The 25,516-nt window shown below is 73.1% G+C and carries 22 protein-coding genes; 8 read left to right on the top strand and 14 right to left on the bottom strand.

Features of this window, described 5'->3' with window-relative positions; genetic code table 11:
* Positions 1–10 precede the first annotated feature (10 nt).
* Positions 11–823: a DeoR/GlpR family DNA-binding transcription regulator gene (locus ABZY57_RS01265; RefSeq protein WP_356506928.1), complete on the top strand. Its 813-nt coding sequence runs from the start codon at positions 11–13 to the stop codon at positions 821–823.
* 12 nt (positions 824–835) lie between these two features.
* Here the strand turns inward: ABZY57_RS01265 and ABZY57_RS01260 are convergent, their stop codons facing one another.
* The 5 genes from ABZY57_RS01260 to ABZY57_RS01240 are packed head-to-tail and all read right to left on the bottom strand — an operon-like array spanning position 836 to position 6,834.
* A complete protein-coding gene (locus ABZY57_RS01260) occupies positions 836–1,843 on the bottom strand; it encodes a LacI family DNA-binding transcriptional regulator (RefSeq protein ID WP_356506926.1) in 1,008 nt (335 codons plus the stop codon).
* Positions 1,840–3,720 (bottom strand): glycoside hydrolase family 36 protein, encoded by a 1,881-nt coding sequence (locus ABZY57_RS01255; protein ID WP_356506924.1) that lies wholly within the window; start codon positions 3,718–3,720, stop codon positions 1,840–1,842. Before ABZY57_RS01255 ends, ABZY57_RS01260 begins: the two co-directional genes overlap by 4 nt.
* A gap of 2 nt (positions 3,721–3,722) precedes the next feature.
* Entirely contained in the window at positions 3,723–4,553 is an 831-nt protein-coding gene (locus ABZY57_RS01250; protein WP_356506922.1) for a carbohydrate ABC transporter permease, read from the bottom strand.
* Complete coding sequence (locus ABZY57_RS01245; RefSeq protein WP_356506920.1) at positions 4,550–5,473, bottom strand: sugar ABC transporter permease; 924 nt, start codon at positions 5,471–5,473, stop codon at positions 4,550–4,552. Before ABZY57_RS01245 ends, ABZY57_RS01250 begins: the two co-directional genes overlap by 4 nt.
* Positions 5,470–6,834 (bottom strand): sugar ABC transporter substrate-binding protein, encoded by a 1,365-nt coding sequence (locus ABZY57_RS01240; protein WP_356506918.1) that lies wholly within the window; start codon positions 6,832–6,834, stop codon positions 5,470–5,472. The genes ABZY57_RS01245 and ABZY57_RS01240 overlap by 4 nt, the downstream gene beginning before the upstream one ends.
* 243 nt (positions 6,835–7,077) lie before the next feature.
* Here ABZY57_RS01240 and ABZY57_RS01235 point away from each other — a divergent pair, with 243 nt between their 5' ends.
* A complete protein-coding gene (locus ABZY57_RS01235) occupies positions 7,078–9,075 on the top strand; it encodes a hypothetical protein (RefSeq protein ID WP_356506916.1) in 1,998 nt (665 codons plus the stop codon).
* Between the two features lie 54 nt (positions 9,076–9,129).
* Here the strand turns inward: ABZY57_RS01235 and ABZY57_RS01230 are convergent, their stop codons facing one another.
* Both ABZY57_RS01230 and ABZY57_RS01225 read right to left on the bottom strand, forming a co-directional pair.
* The gene (locus ABZY57_RS01230; RefSeq protein WP_356506914.1) at positions 9,130–9,546 is read right to left on the bottom strand and encodes a PaaI family thioesterase; all 417 of its coding nucleotides are present in this window, start codon (positions 9,544–9,546) and stop codon (positions 9,130–9,132) included.
* A 57-nt stretch (positions 9,547–9,603) separates the two neighbouring features.
* A complete protein-coding gene (locus tag ABZY57_RS01225) occupies positions 9,604–11,637 on the bottom strand; it encodes an NADPH-dependent 2,4-dienoyl-CoA reductase (protein ID WP_356506912.1) in 2,034 nt (677 codons plus the stop codon).
* A gap of 321 nt (positions 11,638–11,958) precedes the next feature.
* Between ABZY57_RS01225 and ABZY57_RS01220 the strand changes: the two genes are divergently transcribed.
* Entirely contained in the window at positions 11,959–12,672 is a 714-nt protein-coding gene (locus tag ABZY57_RS01220; protein WP_356506910.1) for an alpha/beta fold hydrolase, read from the top strand.
* Positions 12,673–12,703: 31 nt separating this feature from the next.
* Here the strand turns inward: ABZY57_RS01220 and ABZY57_RS01215 are convergent, their stop codons facing one another.
* The 3 genes from ABZY57_RS01215 to ABZY57_RS01205 all read right to left on the bottom strand — a co-directional run bounded on the left by ABZY57_RS01215 (position 12,704) and on the right by ABZY57_RS01205 (position 14,117).
* The gene (locus ABZY57_RS01215; protein ID WP_356506908.1) at positions 12,704–13,372 is read right to left on the bottom strand and encodes a DUF4328 domain-containing protein; all 669 of its coding nucleotides are present in this window, start codon (positions 13,370–13,372) and stop codon (positions 12,704–12,706) included.
* Positions 13,373–13,509: 137 nt separating this feature from the next.
* Positions 13,510–13,641: a hypothetical protein gene (locus ABZY57_RS01210; protein WP_356506906.1), complete on the bottom strand. Its 132-nt coding sequence runs from the start codon at positions 13,639–13,641 to the stop codon at positions 13,510–13,512.
* A 119-nt stretch (positions 13,642–13,760) separates the two neighbouring features.
* Entirely contained in the window at positions 13,761–14,117 is a 357-nt protein-coding gene (locus tag ABZY57_RS01205) for a hypothetical protein (RefSeq protein ID WP_356506904.1), read from the bottom strand.
* Positions 14,118–14,329: 212 nt separating this feature from the next.
* Between ABZY57_RS01205 and ABZY57_RS01200 the strand changes: the two genes are divergently transcribed.
* The gene (locus tag ABZY57_RS01200; RefSeq protein ID WP_356506902.1) at positions 14,330–14,779 is read left to right on the top strand and encodes a universal stress protein; all 450 of its coding nucleotides are present in this window, start codon (positions 14,330–14,332) and stop codon (positions 14,777–14,779) included.
* A gap of 33 nt (positions 14,780–14,812) precedes the next feature.
* Here the strand turns inward: ABZY57_RS01200 and ABZY57_RS01195 are convergent, their stop codons facing one another.
* Both ABZY57_RS01195 and ABZY57_RS01190 read right to left on the bottom strand, forming a co-directional pair.
* Positions 14,813–15,763 (bottom strand): serine/threonine dehydratase, encoded by a 951-nt coding sequence (locus ABZY57_RS01195; RefSeq protein WP_356506900.1) that lies wholly within the window; start codon positions 15,761–15,763, stop codon positions 14,813–14,815.
* Between the two features lie 137 nt (positions 15,764–15,900).
* Positions 15,901–16,548 carry a TetR/AcrR family transcriptional regulator gene (locus ABZY57_RS01190; RefSeq protein ID WP_356506898.1) on the bottom strand — a complete coding sequence of 216 codons (648 nt, stop codon included), beginning with the start codon at positions 16,546–16,548 and terminating at the stop codon, positions 15,901–15,903.
* Between the two features lie 216 nt (positions 16,549–16,764).
* Here ABZY57_RS01190 and ABZY57_RS01185 point away from each other — a divergent pair, with 216 nt between their 5' ends.
* The 4 genes from ABZY57_RS01185 to ABZY57_RS01170 all read left to right on the top strand — a co-directional run bounded on the left by ABZY57_RS01185 (position 16,765) and on the right by ABZY57_RS01170 (position 23,088).
* Positions 16,765–18,480: a ricin-type beta-trefoil lectin domain protein gene (locus ABZY57_RS01185; protein WP_356506896.1), complete on the top strand. Its 1,716-nt coding sequence runs from the start codon at positions 16,765–16,767 to the stop codon at positions 18,478–18,480.
* A 110-nt stretch (positions 18,481–18,590) separates the two neighbouring features.
* Positions 18,591–20,918, top strand: a complete 2,328-nt coding sequence (locus ABZY57_RS01180) for an alpha-N-acetylglucosaminidase (RefSeq protein ID WP_356506894.1) — start codon at positions 18,591–18,593, stop codon at positions 20,916–20,918.
* Positions 20,919–21,139: 221 nt separating this feature from the next.
* Positions 21,140–21,439, top strand: coding sequence for a hypothetical protein (locus ABZY57_RS01175; RefSeq protein ID WP_356506892.1), 300 nt, complete (start codon positions 21,140–21,142; stop codon positions 21,437–21,439).
* A 53-nt stretch (positions 21,440–21,492) separates the two neighbouring features.
* Positions 21,493–23,088: a molybdopterin-dependent oxidoreductase gene (locus ABZY57_RS01170; RefSeq protein ID WP_356506890.1), complete on the top strand. Its 1,596-nt coding sequence runs from the start codon at positions 21,493–21,495 to the stop codon at positions 23,086–23,088.
* Positions 23,089–23,153: 65 nt separating this feature from the next.
* Here ABZY57_RS01170 and ABZY57_RS01165 read toward each other — a convergent pair whose 3' ends face one another.
* Both ABZY57_RS01165 and ABZY57_RS01160 read right to left on the bottom strand, forming a co-directional pair.
* Positions 23,154–24,233 (bottom strand): DNA repair exonuclease, encoded by a 1,080-nt coding sequence (locus ABZY57_RS01165; RefSeq protein ID WP_356506888.1) that lies wholly within the window; start codon positions 24,231–24,233, stop codon positions 23,154–23,156.
* A complete protein-coding gene (locus ABZY57_RS01160) occupies positions 24,230–25,012 on the bottom strand; it encodes a hypothetical protein (protein WP_356506886.1) in 783 nt (260 codons plus the stop codon). The genes ABZY57_RS01165 and ABZY57_RS01160 overlap by 4 nt, the downstream gene beginning before the upstream one ends.
* Positions 25,013–25,516 lie beyond the last annotated feature (504 nt).

Here is a 25,516-nt window from a genome sequence, read left to right as displayed (position 1 = left end):
GGAGCGACCCGTGGCCGAACAGGCTGCCCAACTGGCCCACCAGCGACGCGCTCTCATCCTGGACGCGGTCCGGCGCGAGGGCGCTGTGCGGGTGGCGGACCTGGTCGGGCAGTTCGGCGTCTCGGACATGACCGTCCGCCGGGACCTGGACGCCCTCGCCCGGCGCGGCGTCGTGGAGAAGGTCCACGGCGGAGCCGTCGCCCCGGCCGGGGCGAGCGGGCACGAGCCCGGGTTCGAGGCCAAGTCGGATCTGGAGGGAGACGCCAAGGCGGCCATCGCGGACACGGCCGCGACCCTGGTGGAACCGGGCAGCGTCGTCGCGATCTCGGGGGGCACCACCGCGCACGCCGTCGCCGCCCGGCTGCTCGGGGTCCCGCGGCTCACGATCGTCACCAACTCCCTGCCGGTGGCGGAACTGGTGTGGGCCGACGGCCGCGAACGCGGAGCCGGCGCCCCCGCCCTGCTGCTCACCGGCGGCTCTCCCACGCCCTCGGCCGCCCTGGTCGGACCGCTCGCCGACCTGGCGATCGCCTCGCTCCACGTGGACCTGCTCTTCCTCGGCGCGCACGGAGTGGCGCAGGGCGCCGGGCTGACCACCCCGAACCTCATGGAGGCCCAGACCAACCGGGCCCTGGTCGCCTCCGCGCGCCGGGTCGCCGTCGTGGCGGACCACAGCAAATGGGGCGTGGTCGGCCTCAGCGGCTTCGCCGCACTCCACCAGGCCGACTGGTTCGTCACCGACGCCGGCCTGCCCGCCCCCGCCCGCGCCGCCCTCACGGAAGAAGTGGGCGAACTCCTCATCGCGGGCGAGGAACGGCCCTGAGTCCGGACCGGATCAAACCCCGGGCTCCGCGGGGGCCGGCCCGGTGGTCGCCCGGATGACCAGTTCGGGGTCGAACAGCAGCTCCCCCGTGGGCACGTCCCGGTTGCTGACCAGGGCCAGTACGCTGCGCCCGACCTCCAGGGCCAGCCGGTCCGCGGGCTGGCGCACCGTGGTCAGGGGCGGGTCGGTGAACTCGGTGATGGACGAGCCGTCGTAGCCCACGACCGATACGTCCCCGGGCACGGTGCGCCCCTGCCGCCGGATGCCCCGGATCGCCCCGAGGGCCATGTAGTCGCTGGCGGCCACGATCGCGGTGGCGCCCAGGGCGAGGAGCGGGCCGACGGCGGCCTGGCCGCCCTCCACCGTGTAGGACTGCCGGATCACCCAGCGCTCCGGCTCCTCGATGCCCCGCTTGGCCATGGCCTCGACGAAGCCCCGCACCCGGCGGTCGGCGGGCTGGTTGCCGGCCGGGCCCGAGGCCATCCCGATCCTGCGGTGACCCAGCCGGTGGAGGTGGTCGACCGCCAGCTCCGCGGCGAGCGCGTCGTCGGTGGAGAAGACCGGGGTCGCCACCCCGTCCGCGAACTCCCCGTTGATGCCGACGTACGGGACCCGGCGCTGGCGCAGCAGTTCGTACGTCTCGGTGTCGGCGCCCTCGACGGTGTTGGAGGCGGAGAGGAAGACGACGGCCGCGACGCCCTTGTCGACGAGCGCGGAGATGAAGTCCCGCTCCTGGACCCCGCCCGGGAAGGCCGGGCACAGAATGGTCTTGAGTCCGTGCGGGGCGAGCGCCGACTCGATGCGCTCGGCGACGTCGGCGAAGAACGGGTTCGATACGAACTCGGTGATGACCGCGACCAGTTGGCCTTGGGTCTGCCGTTCGTACCCGACGTCCGCCATGGCTTGTTCGACCGCGTCCCGGGTCTTCTTCGACACGCCCTGGCGTCGGTTGATCACCCGGCTGACGGTCGCCTCGCTGACCTGGGCGCGAGCGGCGACCTCGGTGATCCCGACCTTCATCGCGGTCCTTCCGTGATCGTGAGCGATACCAGACCGCCGCGCGGCACCGCCAGCGAGCGTGCTCCCTCCGGCAGGTACGACGGCGGACCGTCCATGATACGGCCGTCAGGGCCGTGGACCACTCCCCGGATCCGGCCGCCGCCGCCCAGCACCTCGACCATCAGCCGGTCCCGGTCCGAGCCGTTGACCAGGTCGAAACGGCTGTACGCGGAGAAGTCCAGCGGGACGACGCGATCGCCGTGCACGCTCAGCAGGCAGTGGTCCCCGGCGCTCGCCCGCACCAGCGGGTAGAGCTCGTCGGGCCGGCCCGGCTCCACTTCTCCGTCGAGCAGCAGCTCCCGGTGGAGGCGCCAGCGCCCCAGCCAGAACCCGACCGCCTCCCGGTGCGCCGCCGGCAGCCCGTCCAGCCGTACGGAGATCTGCGGCACCGCGTGCAGGGCCCCGATGAGCTGCCGGGCCACCACCTCCACGGGCGCCTCGGGCGACCACAGGAGCATGTCGGAGTGGACGGCCCCGCCGACGGCGAGCAGTGCGGTGTCGAGGGTGCGGACCCGGTTCGCGGTGGCGTCCGCCGGGCAGTCGAAGGAGCGCAGCATGTTGCCGAAGGGGGCCATGCCGGGACCGGTGTAGGGCTGGCGCAGCTCCAGCAGCACGCCCGGGCGTACGGCTTCCAGGGCCGCGCGCAGTTCCGTCAGCAGGGCCACCATCGCCACGCCGACGTCTCCCGCGCCGTCGCCCGCGTACGCCATGGCCTGGTCGAGGAAGTCGAGCTTGAGTCCGTCGAGCCCGTACGCCCGGACCAGCCGGACGCAGAGCCCGACGACGTGCGCGCGGACCTCGGGGCGGCGGGGGTCGAGCACGTGCGCGCCGGGCACGGTGGCGGGGGCGGGCGCGCAGGCGGCCCAGCGGTCGTGGCAGGCGGCGTCGGCGCCGAGCAGCAGGGGCGCGACCCAGGCGAGGTAGCTCAGCCCGTGGGCCCGGACCCGGGCCACGTGTCCGGCGAAATCGGGGAACTTGGCCCGGTCCGGCTCCCAGTCCCCGCAGCCGGCGTAGCCGCGTCCGTGGCCCTGCTCCTGCCAGCCGTCGTCGAGGATCAGCGCTCCGCAGCCGAGTCCGGCCGCCAGTTCGGCCTGGGTTTCGACGGCGGCGGCACTGACGTCCTGGTTGAAGGCGTACCAGGTGGAGTAGACGGGGGTACGGGCCGCGTCGGGCACCGGCGCGGGGGCGAGCTCGGCGTCGAACCAGGTCCGCAGGGCCCGCATGGCCCGTGCCACCGAGGGCGAGCGGGGGACGAGCAGGATCCGGTGGGCCTGCCGTGCGGCGGGCAGGCGGAGGTGGACGACGTGGGTGTCGTTCTCCTCGGAGACCCCGAAGCGGAGCACCGCCTCGGGTACCGGGTCGGCGGCGGCGAAGGTGAGCAGGGTGGCGCCGCCGTGGTCGTAGAGGCATCCGGCGGCGTGTCCGTCGACCAGCGAGACCCGGGAGCGGCCCTCCCAGTCGGCGAGGAGGGTGCGCCGCCAGCCGCCCTGCGGGTGCCAGTACCCGGCGGCGTCGCCGAGGGGCACGGAGAAGCGGATCTCGACGGGGGCGCCGTCGGCCCGCACCTCCAGCATCCTCAGCCCGCCGGGGAGTTCGGCCAGGGTCCAGCCCGGGTGGACGCCGGGCGCATGGGCGAGGACGGCGAGCGAGACCCCGTCGAGCAGCGCCTCCTCGACGGCGGGAGCCAGCCCCGCGGTGGTGACGGGCTCGGCGTGGGCCACTGGCTCGGCGGAGGTCGCAGGCCCGGCGGAGGTCGCAGACTCGACGGCGGTCACCGGCTCGGCGGCGGTCGCGGGCTCGGCGGCCTCCGCGGGGGCGGCGGGGGTGTGCGCGGTCACGGTCACTCCTTCACGGCGCCGGCGAGCAGGCCGGACACGAACTGGCGCTGGAGCGCGAGGAATACGAGGGCCATCGGGATCGCGGCGGCCGCGGTTCCGGCGAGGATCGCTCCGTAGTCGGTCTCGTCGAGGCCCTGGAGGGAGGCGAGGGCCACCGGGACGGTGAAGGTGGCGCTGTCGCGCAGGACGATCAGCGGCCAGATGAAGTCGTTCCACTGGAACAGGAAGAGGAAGATCGCCAGGGCGGCCAGCGCTGGCCTCATGGGCGGGAGCACCACCCGCCAGAACAGCCGCAGTTCGCCGCAGCCGTCCATGCGCCCCGAGTCGAGGAGTTCGTCGGGGAGCGCGGCCATCGACTGGCGCATCAGGAAGATGCCGAAGGGCAGGGCCAGGTTCGGCATGATCACGGCCTGGTACGTGCCGAGCCAGCGCAGTTCGGCCATCAGCTGGAACAGGGGAACGAGGGTGACCTGGGCCGGGACCACGAGCCCGAGCATGAGCAGTCCGAACAGCGCCTCGCGGCCACGGAAGCGGTACTTGGCGAAGCCGTAGCCCGCCAGCGTGCACACGGCGCCCGCGCACAGGGTGTAGATCACCGCGATGAGAAGGGAGTTGAGGACCACCCGGCCGAACTGGGCGGTGTCCTGGAGGGTGTGGAGGTTCTCCACCAGGTGGTCGCCGGGCAGCAGCGGTGGCGGGCTGTCGAAGATCTCCCCGGAGCTGTGGGTGGCGGCGACCACGAGCCAGTAGAAGGGGATGAGGACGGCGGCCAGTGCGATGGCGAGTCCGGAGGTGAGCAGGATGCTCCTGCCGCGGTGGCGGGCGGCTGTCATGACTTCTCCCCCAGGAAGCGGAACTGGATCACGCCGAGGATGCCGATGAGGACGGCGAGGGCGTAGGCGATGGCGGAGGCGTATCCGAAGTCGAAGTACTTGAAGGCGTTCTGGTAGAGGTACACGCCGATGGTCAGGGTGGCGTTGTCCGGGCCGCCTCCGGTGAGCACGTAGGGCTCGTCGAAGATCTGCAGGGTGCCGATGGTGGACAGCACCGTGGTGAGCAGCAGCGCGGGCCGCAGGCCCGGCAGGGTGACGTGACGGAAGGAGTTCCAGGCGCCGGCCCCGTCCACGGCCGCGGCGTCGTAGAGCTCGGCGGGCACGGACTGCAGGCGGGCGAGCAGGATCACCGCGTTGTAGCCGGTGTAGTGCCAGGTCAGTGCCAGACCCAAGGAGATTTTCGCCCACAGGGGGTCGGTCAGCCAGGGCACCGGGTCCAGGCCGACGAGCCCGGTCAGCCAGTTGACCAGGCCGTAGTCCTTGTTCAGCAGGACGGAGAAGACGATCCCGTAGGCGACCAGGCCGGTGACCATCGGGAGGAAGAAACCGAGCCGGAAGACGGCGCGGGCGCGCAGCGCGGTGGAGTTGAGGGCCACGGCGAGTCCGGTGGCGAGGGCCAGCATGACCGGCACCTGGACGGCGAGGATCACCGCGGTGTTCTTCAGGGCGGTCCAGAACAGCGGATCGTCGAGCAGCCGCGTGTAGTTGTCGGCGCCGACGAACTGCTCGGTCCCGCCGGCGGTCCTGTGGAGGCTGATCACGAAGGACCGGCCGATGGGGTAGAGCTTGAAGGCGGCGAAGAGGAGCAGTGCGGGCAGGACGAAGAGGTACGGGGCCACGCGCCGGCGTGCCCGGGGCCGCCGGGCCGTCCCGCGTGCGGGGACGGCCCGGGACGCGCGGCCGGTGAGCGCTGCCGTCACCGGGAGACCTTGCGTCCGGTCTGCCGGCCGAGCTGGTCGGCGGCCTCCTTGAGCACCTTCGCCGGGTCGGCTCCGCTCAGCAGCACCTTGGACTGGGCGTCGGTGACCAGCTTGAGGGCGCGGGCGTAGTCGGCGGTGTAATTGAAGGCGGACGAGGGGGCCTTGAGCGCCTGGAGGAACACCTCGCCCTTCTTCTGGCCGCTGAAGAAGGCGGACGGCTCGTGGAAGACCGCGTCCTCGTAGGCCTTCAGCAGGGCGGGGGCGATGCCCTTGCCCCGGTAGATCTTCACCTGGGAGGCCGGACGGGTGAGGACGAACTCGATGAAGGACCAGGCCGCGGCCTGCTGCTTGCTGCTGCCCGCCACCGCGAGGTGGGTGGAGTTGACCGTGGCCCCGGTGGAGCCGCCCCGGCGCACGGCCGGGGGCAGCCGGACCTTCCACCGGCCGGCTTCCTGGGGGACCTGCTCCTCGATGATGCCGCCGAACCAGGTGGGCATCGGCAGGACGGCGGCGGTCCCCTGCTTCAGCGAGCTCATCAGGGCGTTCCAGCCTCCGGCGAGGTCGCTGACCAGGCCGGCGTCGTTCATCGTCTTGATGAGCGTCATGGCCTTCACGGCTTCCGGGGAGTCGAGGGTGATGTTCCCGGCGAGGTCGAAGTAGAAGGCGCCCTGGAGTTGGAGCAGCATCTGGAAGAAGTTGGCGGCATCGGCCTGGGAGGCGGGCTTGTCGATGCCCAGGAGGTGGGCACCGGTCTTCGCTTTGATCTCCTTGCCGGCCTCGATGGTCTCCTCCCAGGTCTGCAGGGCGCCGGCGTCGACTCCTGCCTTCTCGAAGAGGTCGGCGCGGTAGTAGAAGCCCGCCGAATTCGCCTCCCAGGGAAGGGCGTTGACGCGCTTGCCGTCGGGGGACACGGTCTGCCACATCCCCTGGGCGAACGCGTCCCGGTGGATGTTCGCGCCGAGCGGGCCGAGGTCGGCGAGGCCGCCGGGGAACTTCTCCACGTAGCCGGGCAGGTAGTCGACGCCGATGTGCAGGACGTCGGCGAGTCCCTGGCCCCCGGCCGCGAGCCCGGTGGTGATCTTGTCCCAGATGGCCGGGTTCCCGATGTCCTCGACCCTCACCTCGATGCCGGGGTACGTCTTGTTGAACTCCGGTACGAGGGCCTTCATTTCGGCGGCGGGCCCCTGCCAGGACCAGACCGTGATCCGGCCCTTGTCCTTCTCGCCCGCGGCCCCGCCGCGACCGCCCGCGCTATCGGTGCCCGCGCCCGTGCCCGAACAGGCGGTCAGGCCGGCGAGGGATCCGGCCCCCGCGGCGATGGCCCCAACCGTCCGCAGCACTCTTCGACGTTCCAGTTCCATACCTGACCCACCCCTGTTCGCGCACCGTTGCGGAAGCCGACTGGCCAGGACTGTAGCCACGCCGTCTTCTGACTTGCAAGAGTTCGATGAAATCTTTCAGTTAGATCCCGCAGCTCATTCTGGCGAATCCATTGCAAACTCTCATCAGCCGTTGCTAGCGTGCCGCCCGCGCCGCCCTGCCCGTCCAGCCCCGCGCCGCCCGGCGCAATTCCGGACCGGCCCACCCACACCAGGGAGAACCCGATGACGCGTTCCCGCGTGCCACTCCTGTCCGCCCTCGCCCTGCTCCTCCCGCTCGCCCCGCTCACCCTCGGCGGCGCGGCCGCGGCGGCGGAGCCGACGGGCACGACCGCCGGCTCCGCGCCGGCCCCCGCCCCCGCTCTGCTGACCGTCACCAACCCGGGCTTCGAACAGGGGCGTACCGGATGGCAGTTCACTTCCGGTACCGGCGTCGCCACGAACTACCCGCACGGCGCGGCGCGGCTCGCGTACCTCGACGGCGGGGCGGGGAAGAAGGTGTCCCAGACGGTGACGGCCACGGGCCGGGGGGCGTACGACATATCCGCCTGGATCGCGACGGGCGGGCCGAACGGCCGCTACACCGCCCGGGTGAACGGCGCGGTCGCCGCCACGCTCACCCTGCCGAGCGCCACGAACTACCGGCGCTACACGCTCAGCCGGATCGCTCTCGCCCCCGGCGACACCTTGGAGATCGCCTTCGAGTCCGGGGACGCCTGGGTCAACGCCGACGACGTGATGCTCTCACCGGCCTCGCCCGCGGACCCCCGGGTCAGCTCCTCCGACCCGAAGATCGTCGAGATGTTCGACTGGTCCAAGCGCAAGGCCAACAGCTGGGTCCACCTGCCGGGCACCAAGGGCCCGCTCAACGTGGACGAGAACCGCACGGGCGGCAGCGGCAACGGCACCTACGCCGCCTCCTACTGGGCCGGATACGCCAACCGCAGCGGCTACTACTCGCGCGACATGGCCCACCAGCTGTCCGGCGCGGGGGTCCTCGCCCTGCACGCGGAGAACAAGTCGATGCTCCGCTCCTTCGCCGCGTCCGCCACCCCCGCGCACAAGTACTACCCGGCGTGGGCCTTCAACTTCGACACCTCCACGTACCTCTCGATCGACTACAAGAGCCCGACGAACTTCGTCCGCGAGGTGCCCGCCACCTTCGAGCTGGTGCAGAAGGCCGAGGAGGCGTACCGCTGGAGCGGGGACCGCGCCTACCTCGACGATCCGACGCTGTGGAACTTCTACCGCCGTGCCACCGAGGAGTTCGTCACCCTGCACGACGGACTCAAGGACAACGGCGCGATCGAGGTGGCCGAGGGCACGGGCCAGGGCATCTTCCAGGGCACCGCCAGCTACAACGAGCAGAGCGGCGAGCCGCTCGCCGAGGCGGGCGACGCGATCGGCTCCCAGTACCAGGCGTACCGGGCCATGGCCTCCCTCGCCCGTTCCAAGGGAGAGGGCACGCTCGCCGACCAGTACGAATCCAAGGCCCAGGACCTGAAGGCGTACTTCAACTCCATCTGGAGCGGCTCGGGTTCGGGAGCGGGCATGGTGCGCGGTTACACCACGGACGGGCGCGCCCTGACGGGCTGGGGCAAGGAGAACAGCTGGTTCATGCCGATGAAGCAGATCATCGACCCCGGTCCCCGCCGGGAGGCCTACCTGGACTACATCGACCAGCAGGCCTCGGGCCCGGGCCGGCCCTCCAACATCGAGGCCCTCACCTACCTGCCGGACACCTTCTTCCGCAACAACCGCAATGACACGGGCTGGAAGTGGATGAACGACGTCTACGACCACAAGGACGTCCAGCACGTGAACACCAAGCAGGGCACGAACGGGGACTATCCCGAGGTCTCCTTCACCCTGCTCGGCCAGACCGTCGAAGGCCTGCTGGGCGTCACCCCCGACGCACCCGCACTCACCCTGAGCACCGGGTCCCGGCTGCCCTCGGGCATGCAGTGGCTGCGCATCGACGACCTCCGGATCGGCGGCTCGACGTTCTCCCTGCGCCACGACGGGGCGACGAAGTCCACCCTCACGCACACCTCGGGCGCCTCCCCCTACACCTGGGAGGCCCGCTTCCCCGGCACCTACGCCACCCTCACGGTCGACGGGGTGCCCCAGCCTGCGCGCACCAAGGTCCTGGACGGAGTGACCTACACCTACGCGACCCCGACCGTCGCCCCGGGCCGCACGGTCACCGTGGAGGCGGGCTGAACCGGCTCTTCGGACGAGAGGCCCTGCCCTGCCCGGCTTCGCTCCGCGGGCCGGTCACCCCAGCAGGGCGTAGACCGTCGATGCCTTCGCGGCCGGTTCCCCGGCGCCCTCGGGCGTCATGGTGATGTCGGCGAAGGCCATCCGCTTGCCGAGTTTGGTGATCGTCACCTCGATCAGCACGTCAGTGCCGACCACCGGCCGCTGGAAGCTGGTGGACTGCTGGACGGTGGTCATCGGACCGTAGGCCCCGCGCGCGGCGGAGATCGCGATGACGGTGGCCGTGTCCGCGGCGGCCATCAGGGCCTGGCCGCTGAGGCCCCCGCCGTCGCGGGCGAGGGTGTCGGACCAGGGCAGCCGCAGTACGGCGTGCCGTGGGCCGGTCTCCTGGACGGTGAGTCCGAGGGCTAGCACCCAGGGGGCGAAGTTGTCGTGGAGGATCTTGTCCGCGTCTGCCGGTGTCAGCGTCGTCACCGGGTGATTGTGGCGGCCCGGCCGGGCCGCCACAACTCCCCTTGCGTCAGCCGGTCCTCAGAGGGCGGCGGCCAGTTCCGTGCCCTGGCGGATGGCCCGCTTGGCGTCCAGTTCGGCGGCCACGTCGGCGCCGCCGATCAGGTGGGCCTCGATGCCGGCCGCGCGCAGGGCCTCGTACAGGTCGCGGCGCGGTTCCTGGCCGGTGCACAGGACCACCGTGTCGGCGGGTACGAGGCGCTGCTCGCCCTCCACCGTGATGTGCAGGCCCTCGCCGTCGATCCGGTCGTACGCTGCCCCCGCGACGGAGACGACACCGCGGTGCTTGAGCTCCGCGCGGTGGATCCAGCCGGTGGTGGTGCCGAGCCCGGCGCCGACCTTGGTGGTCTTGCGCTGGAGCAGGTGGACCTGGCGCGGCGGGGCGGGACGCTCGGGGGCGGTGAGGCCGCCGGGGCCGGTGTAGGCGGTGTCCACGCCCCAGTGGCGGAAATAGACCTCGGGGTCCTGGGAGGCGCCTTCACCGCTGTCGGTGAGGAACTCGGCGACGTCGAAGCCGATTCCGCCGGCGCCGAGGACGGCGACGCGCTGCCCGACGGGGGCGCCGTCGCGCAGGACGTCGAGGTAGCTGACGACGTTCGGGCCGTCGACGCCCTCGATGTCGGGGGTGCGGGGGGTGACGCCGGTGGCGACGACGACCTCGTCGTAGCCGCGCAGGGTCTCGACGTCGGCGCGGGTGTTCAGCTTGACCTCGACCGCGTGCTCGGCGAGTTGGGTGCCGTAGTAGCGGATGGTCTCCTCGAACTCCTCCTTGCCGGGGATGCGGCGGGCGATGTCGAGCTGGCCGCCGATGTGGCCGGAGGCTTCGTACAGGGTGACGGCGTGGCCGCGTCCGGCGGCGGAGACGGCGCAGGCGAGGCCGGCCGGGCCGGCTCCGACGACGGCGACGCGCTTCTTCAACTGCGTGGGAGACAGAACGAGTTCCGTCTCGTTGCAGGCGCGCGGGTTGACCAGGCAGGTGGTGAGCTTGCCGCTGAAGGTGTGGTCCAGGCAGGCCTGGTTGCAGCCGATGCAGGTGTTGATGGTCTCGGAGCGCCCGGCGGCGGCCTTGGCGACGAAATCGGCGTCGGCGAGGAAGGGGCGGGCGAGCGAGACCAGGTCGGCGCGGCCGTCGGCGAGCAACTCCTCCGCGATCTCGGGGGTGTTGATGCGGTTGCTGGTGACGAGGGGGACGGAGACCGCACCCATCAGCCGCTTGGTGACCCAGGTGTAGGCGCCGCGCGGGACGGAGGTGGCGATGGTGGGGATGCGGGCCTCGTGCCAGCCGATGCCGGTGTTGATGATGGTGGCGCCGGCCGCCTCGACCTCCTTGGCGAGGCGGACGACCTCGTCGAGGGTGGAGCCGCCGGGGATGAGGTCGAGCATCGAGAGGCGGTAGACGAGGATGAACTCCTCGCCGACGGCCGCGCGGGTGCGCCGGACGATCTCCAGCGGGAAGCGCACGCGGTTCTCGTAGGCGCCGCCCCAGCGGTCGGTGCGCTTGTTGGTGGCGGCGGCGATGAACTCGTTGACCAGGTAGCCCTCGGAGCCCATGATCTCGACGCCGTCGTAGCCGGCCAGCTTGGCGAGGCGGGCGGCGCGCACGAAGTCCTCGATGGTGCGCTCGACTTCGGCGTCGCTGAGGGCGTTCGGGACGAAGGGGCTGATGGGGGCCTGGAGGGCGCTGGGGGCGACCAGGTCCTTGTGGTAGGCGTAGCGGCCGAAGTGGAGGATCTGCATCGCGATCTTCCCGCCCTCGGCGTGCACCGCGTCGGTGATCACCCGGTGCTCGGCGGCCTCCTCCTCGGTGGTGAGGCGGGCACCCCCCTCGAAGGGGCGGCCGGCGTCGTTCGGGGCTATGCCGCCGGTGACGATCAGGCCGGCGCCGCCGCGGGCACGCTCGGCGTAGAAGGCGGCGAGCCGCTCGAAGCCCCGCTCGTGCTCTTCGAGGCCCGTGTGCATGGAGCCCATGATCACGCGGTTCGGCAGGGTGGTGAAGCCGAGGTCCAGGGGGCTCAGCAGGTGCGGGTACCGGCTCTGGGAACTCTGCGGACTCATCGGGGTGTGCCTCCTCGCGCGGGGGTGATGGATCTGTTCTAGCTGAGCAAGCGCTTATTGTGCAACTAGGTGCATAAGCGAGCGTCGGGCCCCGCCTCCCGGAAATCCGGGGATCCCCCCGGCCACGGGCCCTCTCCGCCGACGCCTGTGGCGCAGTTCACGGGGCCCGGGTGATCGCCGAGGGCGGAGCCCCGCCCGCATGCCCCTCACCCGGGGCCCCGGCTCCCGCCGATCAGCCCGTCTTCCCGCCCCGCCGATCAGCCCGCCGGTCCGCCCGCCCCATCCCGCCCGCCCGCCCGCCCGCCGGGTAGCCTCTGGCGGATGACGCGGAAGCCCAGCACCACCCGGACGACCGAGCAGCGCACCGTGACGGTGAACGGCGGAGTGCGCCTCGCCTACGAGGTCACCGGCCCGCCGTCCGCACCGCCGGTCCTCCTCCTCCCCGCGCTGGGGAAGACCGCCGCCGACTGGGCGCACGTACGGGACGAACTCGCGCGGGAGCGGCGGGTGTTCGCGCTGGACCTGCGCGGCCACGGAGCCAGCGCGCGGCCGTCCGCGTACTCGCTCCCGCTCATGCGGGACGACGTACTGGATTTCCTGGACGCCCTCGGGCTGGACCGGGTGGACCTGGTGGGCCACTCGATGGGCGGCGTCGTCGCGTACCTGGCCGCCTCCGCGCAGCCGCACCGCATCGGGCGCCTCGTCCTGGAGGACGCCCCCGCGCCGCTCCCCCGCGAGGCCGTGGCCCCCGTACGCCCCGGGGGCGAGCTCGCCTTCGACTGGGCGATGGTGCTCGCGGTCCGCCCCCAGCTCGACCGTCCGGACCCGGCCTGGCTGGCGGGCCTGTCCCGCATCACGTCCCCCACCCTGGTCGTGTACGGCGGCCCCGCCAGCCACCTGCCGGCCGCCTCCTTCGACGAAGTGACCCGCCGCATCCCGGACGCCCGCCTGATCACCCTCCCGTACGGCCACTTGATCCACCAGGCGGCGCCCTGCGAGTTCACGGCGGCCGTCTCGGCCTTCCTCGCGGAATGATCCCGGCCCGCACCCGCGGCCGGGGCGTCGCTCAGCCCGCCGACTGCATGGCCGACAGGCGGCGTACGAAGAGGCCGGCGGCCACCGCCGCCACGGCGTAGAGCAGGTCCGCGGCCACGCCGAGCAGGACGGCGTCGCGCAGGGAGTCATCGCTCGTGGCCCTGCCCGCGAACCAGCTCGCGCCACCGGACGCCAGCATCGCCGCTCCGAAGGTTCCGGCCCAGGCGAAGACGGGGGCGGGCGAGGTCAGCGCCGCCCGGCCGGGCAGCCTCGCCGCACTGGTCGCCCATACCTTCGCGGCGATCAGGCAGGGCAGGACGGTCCAGCCTACGACCGGGACGAACCAGATCCCGATCGCCCATCCGGCACCGGTCCGGAAGGCCCCCCGCGCGTACACCCCGGCATTCACCCGGACCCGGTGGAACCAGACGATGAAGACCACCGCCGTGGGGAGCATCGCCGTCATGACCAGGCTCATCGCCATGGAGAGCAGTGTTCCCGAGGAGCCCGGGCCCACGGGCTCCGCGAAGTCGTCGATCGCCGCGTACCGGTTGACCCCGGCGGCCACGGCGAGCAGCCGGGTCAGAACGCACAGACCGAACAGCACGGTCAGCGCGGTCGCCAGTGCCGTGGGCGAGCGGAGCAGCGTGCGCGCCGGCGGCGCGCCGAGCGGTGACAGTCCTGCGGTACCGGCGGACATGACGGGGACCCCCCACGGGTGCATTGACATGCGGCTGCCCGCCGCGGAGGCGGGCAGCCGAAACATACGGCACCGCCGGGCCCGCATCGCGGAGCGCCCCGCTCTCCGGCCCCTCCAAGTCCGTTGCGGGACAGCACTCAGGCCTGGGCCCGTACGCGGACCACCGCCACCGGGCACAGTGCGTGCGGCAGTACCGCGTTGGATTCGGTGGCGCGGCCGGCGGCCGTGCCCGGCCGGCCGGCGAGGCCGTCGAGTGTGCGCGCGTCCATGACCAGGAGCTGCGCTCCCGCCGCGAGTTCGGTCAGGACCGCGTGGGTCCGGTCGCCGCGGGGCGCCCGGCCGTGCGGGCGCCACGTGGGGCGGACGCGGCGGGCAGGGGCCGACGGCCCTACTTCACGCGGTAGTCGGTCTTCTCGGCGAGCTTGCCGTCCTTGAAGCAGAAGCGCAGCACTGTGTCGCCCTTCCCGGAGTCCGACAGGTACCAGGAGCACTGGCTGCCCTCGGGCACGGCCGGGCCGCCGTCCTTGAGGGACGAGGTGACGAAGCTTTCGCCGGACGGCAGCTTCGCGCGGACCTCGGTCTCGGAGTCGCCGACCTTGACGGCCTCGTACACCTTTTGATCGACGAGGGTCTTGTCGGCCACGTCGATGACCTTGCCCACCCCGAACAGCAGCGCCACGAGCAGTCCGATCCCCAGCACCCCGGCCACCGCACAGCCGATCAGACAACCATTGCGTCGCGCCACGTCGAACTCCTCGTTCTTCCGCCCCGGGCCATGACCCGGCGCCCATCCGTCGGACGGCTCCCGCCCGTCCTGCGACTCTCGCAAACGGGGTCGCCCCCCTGCTGTTCTCCAAAGTCGTCGGTCCGCGCAACGATCGTCGTTCGAGGTCGGACCGGGTGCGGCGTGTATACAGGGATGAGAACGATCATTCGGACGAACCGTGAGGAACCATCGTGAGCCAGAACACCGAGCCTCTGATCGTCGTCGGCGTGGACGGTTCGAACCACTCGAAGCAGGCCCTGCGCTGGGCCGCGGCCCAGGCGAAGGTCATCGGCGGCCGCGTGCACGCCGTGATGAGCTGGGAGTGGAACACCAACCCCTTCGGCGTCAGCCCGGTCGAGCAGACCGAGCTGGTGCACGCCGAGGAAGCCGCCCGGCAGAAGCTCGCGGACACCGTGGCGGAGGCGGTCGGCACCTCGCCGGGCATTCCGGTCTTCCGCCGGGTGGAGCACGGCTCGCCCGCGCAGGTGCTGGTGGAGGCATCGAAGGAAGCGGCGCTGACGGTCGTCGGCACCCGCGGCTACGGCGGCATCAAGGGCGCACTGCTGGGCTCGGTGAGCCAGCAGGTGGTGCAGTACGCGGCCAGCACGGTCGTCGTCGTCCGCGAGGACGGCTCCGCCTGAGGGCAGGGGGACCGGGGAGCGGGCGGCAGCCGCTCAGGACGGTGTGGCGCCCAGGTCCGCCGGGTCGGTGTTGGCCCCGCAGAGCAGCACGGCGACCCGCTCGCCGAGCGGCCCGGGCGCGGTGCGTACGGCCGCCAGGGCGGTGGCCGCGCCCGCTTCGACCACGATGCGGTGCTCGTCCCAGAGCGCGCGCCGGGCAGCGGTGATCGCCGTGTCCGGTACCAGGACCGATACGGCGTTCGACTCCCGCACGGCGGCCAGCGCGTCGGCGGAGACCCTGGTGGCTCCGAGCGAGTCGGAGGCCACGGAGTCCACCGGAACGTCCACCGGGCGGCCCGCTTCGAAGGCTGCGTTCAGGGCCCGGCAGTTCTCCGGCTCGGCCGCGACGACCCGTACGCCGTGTTCGCGCGCGGCGGTCGCGATGCCGGCGAACAGCCCTCCTCCACCGACCGCGACGACGACCGTGTCCAGGCCGGGCAGGGCGGTGCGGATCTCGTCGAGCAGGGTCCCGGCGCCGGCGGCGATGAGCGGGTGGTCGTAGGCGTGGCTGCTCAGCGCCCCGCTGCCGGCGGCGAACTCCCGGCAGGCGGCGAGCGCTTCGGCGTACCGGTCGCCGACGAGCCGTACGTCGGCCCCGTAGCCGCGCAGCCGCTCCACCTTCACGCGCGGGGCCGTGGCCGGCAGGAACACGGTGGCGCGTACGCCCTCGGCGCGGGCCGCCCAGGCGCAGGCGAGGCCGGCGTTGCCGCCGGAGGCGATGGTGACCCCGGCGTCGGGGAGGGAGTCGGCGGCGCGGTGGGCGGCGAGGAAGTTGCGGGCGCCGCGCGCCTTGAAGGAGCCGGTGTGCTGGAGGTACTCCAGGGCGTACGAGATCCCCTCGCCCGCCGGTATCACCGCGACGGGCCGCACGGCCCCGGCGATCCGGCCGGCGGCGGCGCGCACGGCGCCGTAGTCGAGCGGCACCGCGTCGAGCTGCTGTTCCATGAACCCGCACTCCTGTCGTTCGAAACTCTCGGAACCCTCGGTACTTCCGGGACGATCAGCACTCCCGGGACGATCAGCACTCCCGGGACGATCGGTGCTCCCGGGACGATCGGGACCCGCCCACCACCACCGCGCCCTCAGGCTCCGGCCGCGGGCCTGTTCGCCTCGATCAGCTGGCGCAGGGCGCCGTAGTACACCTCGTGGTCGGTCAGGGCGGGCAGTACGTCGGCCAGCCCGCCCGAGAGCACGGGGAACTCGGCGGGATCCAGGGCGGCCAGCGCCGCGCGCGAGGCGGCGGTGGCGGCGGCCGGGTCCCGGTGGTCGACGAAGGCCGCGCTGCCCAGGGTCAGCAGGTACATCCGCCGGTACGCGGTCATCGCCTCGGCGGGGGTCATCCCGGCGGCCACGCTGTCGGCGAGCGCCGGTTCCACCAGCCGGGCGAGCAGCTGCCGGCCGAGCCAGGGGCGGCCGCCGCGCAGGATCATCAGCCCGGGGTGGGCGGCGAGGAGCCGGTAGAGGGCGGTGAACCGCTGCTCGGTGGCCTCGGCCCAGCCCACCGCGGCCGGGATCTCCGGCAACTGGGCGGCGAGGTGTTCGGTGCACAGGTCGAGCAGGCCGGCGAGGTCGGTGCAGCGGCGCTGGACGGTGGCGTGCGAGACGTCGAGCCGCTCGGCGAGCGCGCGGAAGCTGAGCGCGGCGGGCCCCTCCTCGTCGAGGATCCGCAGGGCGGCGGCGGCGATCGTCTCGGGTGTGGCGCGGTCCAGGGCCGCTGATCTTCTCGGCATGAGATACACCGTATCAGCCATCGTATGGAACGTCGTAAGGAACGTCGTAAGGAACGGTGTACGGAACGTCGTACCGTACGGTGGATCATCCCCTTCACGCGTGCGCGACTACACCCATATTGCTGGTCATTGATCAATAACCCCCGACTTATGTTGACAGCGGGTAGTCACACCGCTGCACTGAGCCCTCGACAGCCCCCACGTCAAGGAGACTCCGTGCCGCCTCGCCTGCGTGCGTCGCTCCCCTGCCTGACCGCGGCCGCTCTGCTCGCCCTCGCGCTCTGCCCCGCCCCGGCGGCGGCCGAACCCACCGCGACCTCGGACACCCCGCTCGCACTCACCCCGCCCATGGGCTGGAACAACTGGGCGCACTACATGTGCGATATCGACGAGGCCAAGGTCGTGGCGAACGCGGACGCGCTCGTGGCCACCGGTCTGGCCGCCAAGGGCTATGACACCGTCACCATCGACGACTGCTGGATGACCAAGAGCCGCGACGCGGACGGCAATCTGGTCGTCGACACGCAGAAGTTCCCGCACGGCATGGCCTGGCTCGGCGCCTACCTGCACGCCAGGAAGCTGAAGTTCGGCATCTACCAGGACGCGGGCTCCCTCACCTGCGAGCGCTACCCCGGCAGCGGCTCGCCCGAGGGCGGCGGTCCCGACCACTACGCCCGTGACGCCCGGCAGTTCGCCTCCTGGAAGGTGGACTACGTCAAGATGGACGGCTGCAACCTCTGGGTGCCGGAGGGCAAGACCAAGGAACAGGCCTACCGGGACGCCTACAACTCGGTCGCCAAGGCACTGCGCGACAGCGGCCGGGACATGGTGCTGTCCGCCTCGGCGCCCGCCTACTTCCAGCAGGGCGAGTGGGGCGGTTCCGACTGGCACAAGGTGATCGACTGGGTCGGCGAGACCGGCCAGCTGTGGCGCGAGGGCCGCGACATCAAGGTCTACAAGCCGGCCGCCCCGGACACCTCGCGCTGGAGCTCGGTCATGGGCAACTACGGGTACAACCGCTGGCTGGGCCGGTACGCCGGCCCCGGCAACTGGAACGACCCCGACTTCCTGATCGCGGGCGCCCCCGGCCTCACCGCCGCGGAGAGCCGCAGCCAGGTCGGCCTGTGGGCCATGATGGCCGCGCCCTTCATCCTGTCCTCGCAGGTCTCCGAGCTCACCCCGGACGGGCTCGCCGCCCTCGGCAACACCGATCTGATCGCGCTGGACCAGGATCCGATGGGCGTCCAGGGCGCGGTGGTCTCCTCGAACGCCACCTTCGACATCCTGGTGCGGCCGTTGGCGAACGGGGACCGCGCGGTCGCCGTGCTCAACCGGTCCGGCGCCGCCCGCGACATCCGCGTACCGCTCGACGAGCTCGGGCTGGACTCTTGCACCGTCGACGCGAAGGACCTGTGGACCGGTGGAACCCGCGAGCTGTCCGACACGTTGACCGGAACGCTGGCCGCGCACGACACGGGGGTCTGGCGGCTCACCCCGCGCCCCGGCTGCGCCGAGGCCGTGCCCACCGGGCAGATCGCCGGCCGGGGCTCCGGCACCAACGCCGCCTGCGCCGACGGGGCGAACACCACCGGCGTCGGCGCCGTCGTGATGGCCGCCTGTACGGGCGGACCCGACCAGCGCTGGACCGTGGGCCGGTACGGCACCCTGCGCCTGGCCGGCGCCTGCCTGTCGGCGGGCGAGGAGGGCAGCGTGGAGCTGGCCGACTGCTCGCGCGATCAGCGGCGCCGCGAGCCGGGGCAGAGCTGGACCGCCCGCCGCGACGGGGCCCTGGTCGAGGACACGAGCGGGCTCTGCCTGACGGCGCCGGCGCCCGCGGCGGCCCCGGCCGAGCCGGGCACCCCCGCCGAGCGGCTGCGGCTGACGCCCTGCGGCGACCACCAGGTCGACCAGGCGTGGGCCCTGCCGGTCTGACGGCCCGCCCCATGGGGACGCCGACGAGGCATCAGACGAGGAAGCACCCACCCACCGAGCCGACCGGGCCGGCCGCAGCGCCGGAGCCGGCCGAGACGAGGACGACGCGCATGCCGGTCCCCCTCCCCCCACGCGGCCGGGCCGCCCGGCGGGTGCGCCGCCGGATCACCCTGGCCGCGCTGCCCGCGGTCCTCCTCACCCTGGCGGCCGCCGGAGCCGCCCCCGGAGCGACGGATCCCGCCGCGGGGGCGACGGCTCCCACAGCCCAGGCCCCCGCCCGGACCCCGGCCCGGTCGGCCGTGGTACGCACCGCGACGCCGCCCGCGCCCCGGCCGCGGGTCTTCGACGCCACCCCCGCGCGAGCCTCCCTGCAGCGGCTGCTGCCGCGCCACGCCGGGCAGTTCACGCTGGTGGCCGACGCCGGAGCCGGGCCCGACACCTTCACGGTGTCCGGCACGGCCGGCGCGATCACCGTCCGGGGCTCCACCGGCGCCACCCTGCTCACCGGGGTCGGCTGGTACCTCCAGCACGTCGCCGGAGCCGACATCGGCTGGCCCGGCGACAGCATCGGACTGCTGCCCGCCGAACTGCCGGCGGTGCCCGCCCCCGTCACCCGCAGCGCGCGGGTGGAGCACCGGTACGCGCTGAACGACACCGACGACGGGTACAGCGGCCCGTACCGCACCTTCGAGGAGCACCAGCGGCAGATCGACCTGCTCGCGCTGCACGGCATCAACGAGGTGTTCGTCCAGGTCGGCGCCGAGTACCCGTACTACCGGGCGCTCCAGCGGTTCGGCTACACCGCCGAGGAGCTCCGGCAGTGGATCCCGGGTCCCGGTCACCAGAGCTGGTGGCTGCTGCAGAACCTGAGCGGCTTCGGCGGCCCGGTGTCCGAGGACCTGATGCGCGGACGGGCCGAGTTGGGCGGAAGGATCGCCGCCCAGCTGCGCGGCCTCGGCATGACCCCGGTCCTGCCGGGCTACTTCGGGACGGTGCCGCCGGCCTTCGCCGGGCACAACCCGGGCGCGATCACGGTTCCGCAGGGCGACTGGGCGGGCTTCGACCGGCCCGACTGGCTGGACCCGGTCTCGCCGCCCTTCGCCAAACTGGCCGCCGCGTACTACGCCGAGCAGCGCGCGGTCTTCGGGGACAGCACGATGTACCGGATGAGCCCGCTGCACGAGGGCGGACTGACCGGTTCGGTGGACGTGAAGGCGGCCGCCGGGGCGGTGCAGCAGGCCCTGTGGGCGGCGCATCCGGGCGCGCTGTGGGCGGTGCTGGGCTGGCAGGACGATCCGACCAAGGAGCTGCTGGACGGGGTGGACACCTCGAAGCTGCTGATCCTGGACGGGCTCTCCGACCGGTACAACCGGCTGGACCGCGAGACCCGTTGGGGCGGGACCTCGTACGCCATCGGCTCGATCTACAACTTCGGCGGGCACACGACGGTCGGCGCCAACACCTCGGTGTGGATCGACCGGTTCGAGTCCTGGCGGGCGAAGCCCGACAGCGCGCTCGCCGGCATCGCCTACCTGCCCGAGGCCACCGGGACGAACCCGGCGGCCTTCGACCTCTTCACCGACCTGGCGTGGGAGCCCGGCCCCATCGACCAGCGGAAGTGGTTCGCGGACTTCGCGGGCCGCCGGTACGGGGCGCCGGACGCCGCGGCCGCCGCGGCCTGGGAGGAGCTGCGCACGGGCCCGTACAGCACCTCCTCGGGGCTGTGGTCGGAGTCCCAGGACAGCCTGTTCACCGCCCGGCCGAGCCTGACGGCGGCGGGCTCGGCCTACTGGAGCCCCAAGGCGATGCGGTATCCGGCGGGTTCGGTGCGCCGGGCCCTGGACCACCTGCTCAAGGTGGACCCCCGGCTGCGCGGCTCCAGCGCCTACCGCTTCGACCTGGTGGACACCACCCGGCAGGCCCTCGCCAACCACTCCCGGGTCCTGCTGCCCAGGATCAAGGCGGCCTACGACGCCAAGGACCTGGCCCTGTTCCGGGAACTGACCGCCGACTGGGAGCGACGGGAGAAGCAGTTGGACGCGCTCGTCGGCTCCGATCCGAACTTCCTGCTCGGCTCCTGGCTGTCGGCGGCCCGCTCGCACGGCGCGGACGAGGCCGAACAGGACCGGTACGAGTACGACGCCCGCACGATCCTCAGCGTGTGGGGGCGGCAGAGCACCAGCGAGGGCGGCTTCCTGCACGACTACGCGAACCGCGAATGGAGCGGCCTGATCAGCGAGTTGTACGCCCGGCGCTGGTCCGCCTACTTCGCCTCGCTGGAGGAGGCTCTGGTGCGGCGGGCCGCACCGAGGGCGATCGACTGGCACGCCTTCGAGGACGCATGGGCGCGGCTCACCACCCGCCACCCGGCGCGTCCCAGCGGTGACCCGTACGTCTTGGCGACCGGCATCGCGGCCACCCTTCCCGAGGTCAACTGACCTACATCACACAGGCGGTGGGGACCTCCCGACGGAGCACGGCTCACCCTTCGGTGGGAAGCTCCCCACCCGCGCGGGGGACAACCGGGCCGACCGGCCGCCGCCGAGGCCCGGTCCTGGGTTCACTGGGGAGAACCGACGGAACAGATCAGGGCGGTCACCGGAACCACCATCCGGCGACCGCCCTTTCCGACGCCGCCATCGCCGGAAGGACGCCCGCCATGCCCGAGACCGACCCGCACCGCACCTCGGCGACGCCGGAGCTGCTGACCCTCCTCACCGGCGCGGACACCGCGCCCGTGCCCGCGCCCACTGCCCTGCAAGCCCTGCCCGCCGTGCCCGCCGTGCCCGCCGTGCCCGCCACCGGCCGGTTACGGCCGCCCGCCGACGGGGAGCAGCAGCTGCGCCGCCGCTCCGACGTGCTGGAACGGCTCACCGACGGGATCGTGGAACTGCGCAAGCGGCGGCAGATCGCCGCCTCGCCCGAGGTGCGTTCCCCTGGTGCGGAGGCACCCTGGTAGGTGCGGGCCCATCCTGGGGCCCCATCCCACCGAGCGGGCGGACGTGACTCCGCATGATCCGTACGAGAGCGGGGCGGGACGGCCCCGGAAGGCCGGGCAGGTCCGCGCTCGGCGCCGTCAGCGGGCTGCTCGCCGCCTTCGCCGGGCTCGCTCTGGCCCAGCTGGCCGCCGCGGCCGTGCGGCCCGAGGCGGCCCCGGTCACCGCCGTCGGCGGTGCCGTGGTCGACCACACCCCGGCCGCCGTCAAGGAGTGGGCGATCCGCCGGTTCGGTACGGACGACAAGCTGGTCCTGACCCTGGGCATCGGCGCCGTGCTGGCCGCCGTGGCGATCGGGGCCGGGCTGCTGGCCGTACGCCGTCCGGCCGCGGGCACGGCTCTCGCGGCCGCCTTCGGCGTGCTCGGCGCGGCGGCCGCGCTCGGCCGGCCGGAGGCCGCCTGGCAGGACGCGCTGCCCTCGCTGGCGGGCGGGTTCACGGCCGCCGGAGTGCTGTACCTGCTCGTCAGGGCCATCCCCCGGCCCCCACCGCGGCCCTCCGGAGCCGGGCCGCCCGGCGGCATGGACCGGCGTGGCTTCGGCCGCCTCGCGCTCGCCACCCTGACCCTCTCGGCCGTGGCCGGGTACGCCGGGCGGCGGCTCGGCGCCTTCGGCGACGCGGGAGCCACGGCCTCGCGGGCCGGGCTCGTCCTGCCGCCGCCCGCCGTGCCGGCCCCGCCCGTACCGGCCGGATCGGACCTGCGGATCCCGGGGAGCACCCGCTTCATCACCCCCAACCAGGCGTTCTACCGGGTGGACACCGCGCTGGTCGTCCCGCGCGTGGACGCGGACACCTGGCGGCTGCGCGTGCACGGGGACGGGGTCTCCAGACCCCTCACCCTCAGCCTGCGGGAGCTGCTGGCCCGCCCCCTGGTCGAGCACGACGCCACCCTCACCTGCGTGTCGAACGAGGTCGGCGGCCCGTACGCGGGCAACGCCCGCTGGCTGGGCGTGCGCCTCGCCGATCTGCTCCGCGAGGCGGGGGTGCGACCCCCGTCGCAGGGCGGCCGGGCCGACCAGCTCGTGGCGCGCTCGGTGGACGGGATGACCCTCGGCACCCCCGTCGAGGCCGTGATGGACGGGCGGGAGGCGCTGCTGGCCGTGGGGATGAACGGCGAGCCCCTCCCCTTCCGGCACGGCTTCCCCGTCCGGATGATCGTGCCGGGCCTGTACGGGTACGTCTCCGCGTGCAAGTGGCTGCGCGAGCTGCGGCTGACCACCTTCGCCGCGTACGACGCCTACTGGGTGCGCCGCTCCTGGGCGCAGCAGGCTCCGGTCAAGACCCAGTCGCGCATCGACACCCCGCGCCCCTTCGCCGAGGTCGCGGCGGGCCGGGTGGCCGTGGCCGGGGTGGCGTGGGCGCCGCACCGGGGCGTCGCGCGGGTCGAGGTACGGGTGGACGCGGGGCCGTGGCGGGAGGCCCTGCTGGGTGCGGCGGACGGGGACGACACCTGGCGCCAGTGGGTGTGGCTCTGGGAGGCGGCCCCGGGCGGGCACACGCTGGAGGTCCGTGCCACGGACCGCACGGGCGCCGTACAGACGGGAGAACGCACGGGAACCGTCCCCGACGGAGCCACCGGATGGCACGCGGTGACGGTCCGGGTGCGGGGCTAGGGCGTGTCCTGCGGATCGGCCGGGGCAGGCCGTGGACGGCCGGGGGCCGGCCGGAGCGGGCCGGGTCAGCGAGCGCGGGGCGCGCCCTCCGCGGCCGTGGCCGGGCCCTCGGCCGGGCAGACCATGGCGGCCGGGCCGGCCAGGGCGCGGGCCTCGTGGAGGAGGCCGGGCGGGGTGGCGGCGCTGAGGGTCCAGACGACCGCGCCGCGCCCGGACGGCTCGGGGACGGCCGCGAAGCGGTCGCGCAGGTCGGCCTCGGCGGTCTGGGGGTACGGGAGGTGGAGCGTCTCGTAGCGCACCGGGGCGGTGTCCACCGGGAGGATCCCGATCGGGGGGCGGCGGCCCGGGATCGGGCTCGCGTCCGTGCCGGGGATCGGGTCCGTGCAGGGGATCGGGTCCGTGTCCAGGATCGGGTCCGCGGCGGGGCCTTCGATCAGCAGCTCGGTGAAACCGCGGCCGCCCGGTTCTCCGGGGCCGCGGGCGTGCGTGTTGCCCGGGTAGACGGCGAAGGCGCCGGCGCCGGGGACCAGCCGGTGGTGGACGTGGCCCAGCGCCCAGTAGTCGTACCCGGCGCGGGCCAGGGTCCGCGGGTCGGCCGGTGCGCAGACCCGGCGGCTCCAGGCACCGTGCAGGCTGGTGTGCAGCAGCCCGATGTTGACGGCGCCGGGTATCGCGCGGGGGAAGCCGGCGGCGAGGTCGCGGCGCTCGTCGGGCACCGCCACCGACTGGCCGTGGACGGTGATCCCCAGGTCGTGCCAGGTCACCGACTCGGGGGCGTCGGCGCCGAGCCAGCGCACCGAGGGCGGGAGGTTGAGTTTGTGCGGCAGCGGGGATTCGGCGTCGTGGTTGCCCGAGACGACCACCGTGCGCAGGCCCGCCTCGTGGAAGGTGCCGAGCGCGTCCTGGCAGGCGACCAGCGCCCGGGCGTCGGCGTGGCGGCGGTCGAAGACATCCCCGGCGACGAGCACCGCGTCGTAGCCGCCCTCGACGATGCGGTGCACGGCCGCGGTCAGGGCCTCGTACGGGGCTTCGCGCGGGTCTATCGCGGGCGCCCCGGGGTAGTCCGCCAGACCGCGGAGGGCCGAGCCTATGTGCAGGTCGGCCAGGTGGGCCACGCGTATCGGCGCGGGCGCGGAGGTGTTCACCGGCCGAGGATGAGGTCGGTCTTGAAGGCGTCCCGCTCCAGCAGCCAGCCCTCGGCGCGGAGCTTGCCCATCAGGTCGGAGCGCAGCTCGACCGCGTCGCGCAGGGTGCGTCCCTTGGCGGTGATCTCGGCGAACCAGGTCAGCTCGCCGGAGGCGGTCCGCAGCCGGCTGACTTGCGTCTCCATCGCGTGATCGAGCATCCGGCCAGGATAGTTGGCCTGGTTGACGGGACCGTGGAGTCGGGATGAAGCGGTGACCGACTCAGCCCAACCGGAAGGTTTCGCGCCCCACTTGGCGAGCTTTCCGGGGAGGCGGTCCAGGACGAGGGCGCGGGAGGCGTCGAGCCCGGGGAGCTCGCCCGGCGCCAGCCCCGGCACCGGCCGGCACTTCTTGTTGGTGAAGTCGAGGGTGGCGCGGGTGTGGCTCAGGTTGACCTGGACGGTGTAATTGCCGTCTGCCGCACAGAAATTGTGCCCGGAGGCCCGGTCCATGACGCGCCGCACGGCGGCCGGGTCCGTACCGTCGCCGTCGATGTCGAAGCGGGCCTTGTAGGCGAGGCGGATCCGGTTCTCGTCGTCGTGGCGCCGGATGCGGACGATCCAGCCCTGCCCGTTCAGGCTGCGCCCGGCGTCGTCCACGTACTGGGCGACCTCCAAGCGGCCGGGTGCGCCGAGCGACAGTGCGGCGGCCGCGGCGGCCGTGGGCCGGCCGTCGGTGTCGAGCACCCGGTCCGGGTCGACGAGCAGCTTGACCTGGTAGCCCGCGCGCGACGGCGCCACCGGCGACATCCCGGCCCGCACTCCGGAACGAATCCGACGGCTCGTCGTTTTGTGCATCTTCTGCACTTTCTGCGTTTTCCGCATATCCCCGTCGATCATTCCTCATACGGCACCAGCGCGCCCGAAAGCCCCGGAACCGCGCGGGTGAACAGGCGGTGAATCTACCCCAGGACCGAGGTCCCGACCTGTGAGGTCTCACGACCCCCTCGGGTCGGGATCGTCGCGGCGCGTTCGCACCGGATGAAGATCACGACGCGTGAACGCATTCACAACGTCCCGCCACCGGACGAAGGTGCACGTCATGGCCGCCCCGGCGGTCGGCGAGCCGCCGCCCGCCGGGCTCCTGCCACACGGAACGGAGGGCCGCTGCGCTCATACCTTCGACTCGGTAGCCGGTACAGGCCGGCTTGACCTGGTCGCCGCGGCCGGTCGCGATGCGCGCCGTCCCTCCCCCGGGCGGTGCGCATCGTAGATTTGGCGCAATGTCCCGAATTCTCCGTCATT

Origin of the sequence: Streptomyces sp. NPDC006450 (genome assembly GCF_040612195.1) — a bacterium.
Taxonomy (GTDB): Bacteria; Actinomycetota; Actinomycetes; order Streptomycetales; family Streptomycetaceae; genus Streptomyces.
This window is presented reverse-complemented; position numbering and strand designations above follow the sequence as displayed.

Excerpts from the sequence above, each read along its gene's own strand:
- ABZY57_RS01260 (WP_356506926.1), bottom strand. The coding sequence starts at position 1,843 with ATGAAGGTCGGGATCACCGAGGTCGCCGCTCGCGCCCAGGTCAGCGAG.
- ABZY57_RS01250 (WP_356506922.1), bottom strand. The coding sequence starts at position 4,553 with ATGACAGCCGCCCGCCACCGCGGCAGGAGCATCCTGCTCACCTCCGGA.
- ABZY57_RS01240 (WP_356506918.1), bottom strand. The coding sequence starts at position 6,834 with ATGGAACTGGAACGTCGAAGAGTGCTGCGGACGGTTGGGGCCATCGCC.
- ABZY57_RS01235 (WP_356506916.1), top strand. The coding sequence starts at position 7,078 with ATGACGCGTTCCCGCGTGCCACTCCTGTCCGCCCTCGCCCTGCTCCTC.
- ABZY57_RS01225 (WP_356506912.1), bottom strand. The coding sequence starts at position 11,637 with ATGAGTCCGCAGAGTTCCCAGAGCCGGTACCCGCACCTGCTGAGCCCC.
- ABZY57_RS01220 (WP_356506910.1), top strand. The coding sequence starts at position 11,959 with ATGACGCGGAAGCCCAGCACCACCCGGACGACCGAGCAGCGCACCGTG.
- ABZY57_RS01215 (WP_356506908.1), bottom strand. The coding sequence starts at position 13,372 with ATGTCCGCCGGTACCGCAGGACTGTCACCGCTCGGCGCGCCGCCGGCG.
- ABZY57_RS01210 (WP_356506906.1), bottom strand. The coding sequence starts at position 13,641 with ATGGACGCGCGCACACTCGACGGCCTCGCCGGCCGGCCGGGCACGGCC.
- ABZY57_RS01195 (WP_356506900.1), bottom strand. The coding sequence starts at position 15,763 with ATGGAACAGCAGCTCGACGCGGTGCCGCTCGACTACGGCGCCGTGCGC.
- ABZY57_RS01190 (WP_356506898.1), bottom strand. The coding sequence starts at position 16,548 with ATGCCGAGAAGATCAGCGGCCCTGGACCGCGCCACACCCGAGACGATC.
- ABZY57_RS01180 (WP_356506894.1), top strand. The coding sequence starts at position 18,591 with ATGCCGGTCCCCCTCCCCCCACGCGGCCGGGCCGCCCGGCGGGTGCGC.
- ABZY57_RS01175 (WP_356506892.1), top strand. The coding sequence starts at position 21,140 with ATGCCCGAGACCGACCCGCACCGCACCTCGGCGACGCCGGAGCTGCTG.
- ABZY57_RS01170 (WP_356506890.1), top strand. The coding sequence starts at position 21,493 with ATGATCCGTACGAGAGCGGGGCGGGACGGCCCCGGAAGGCCGGGCAGG.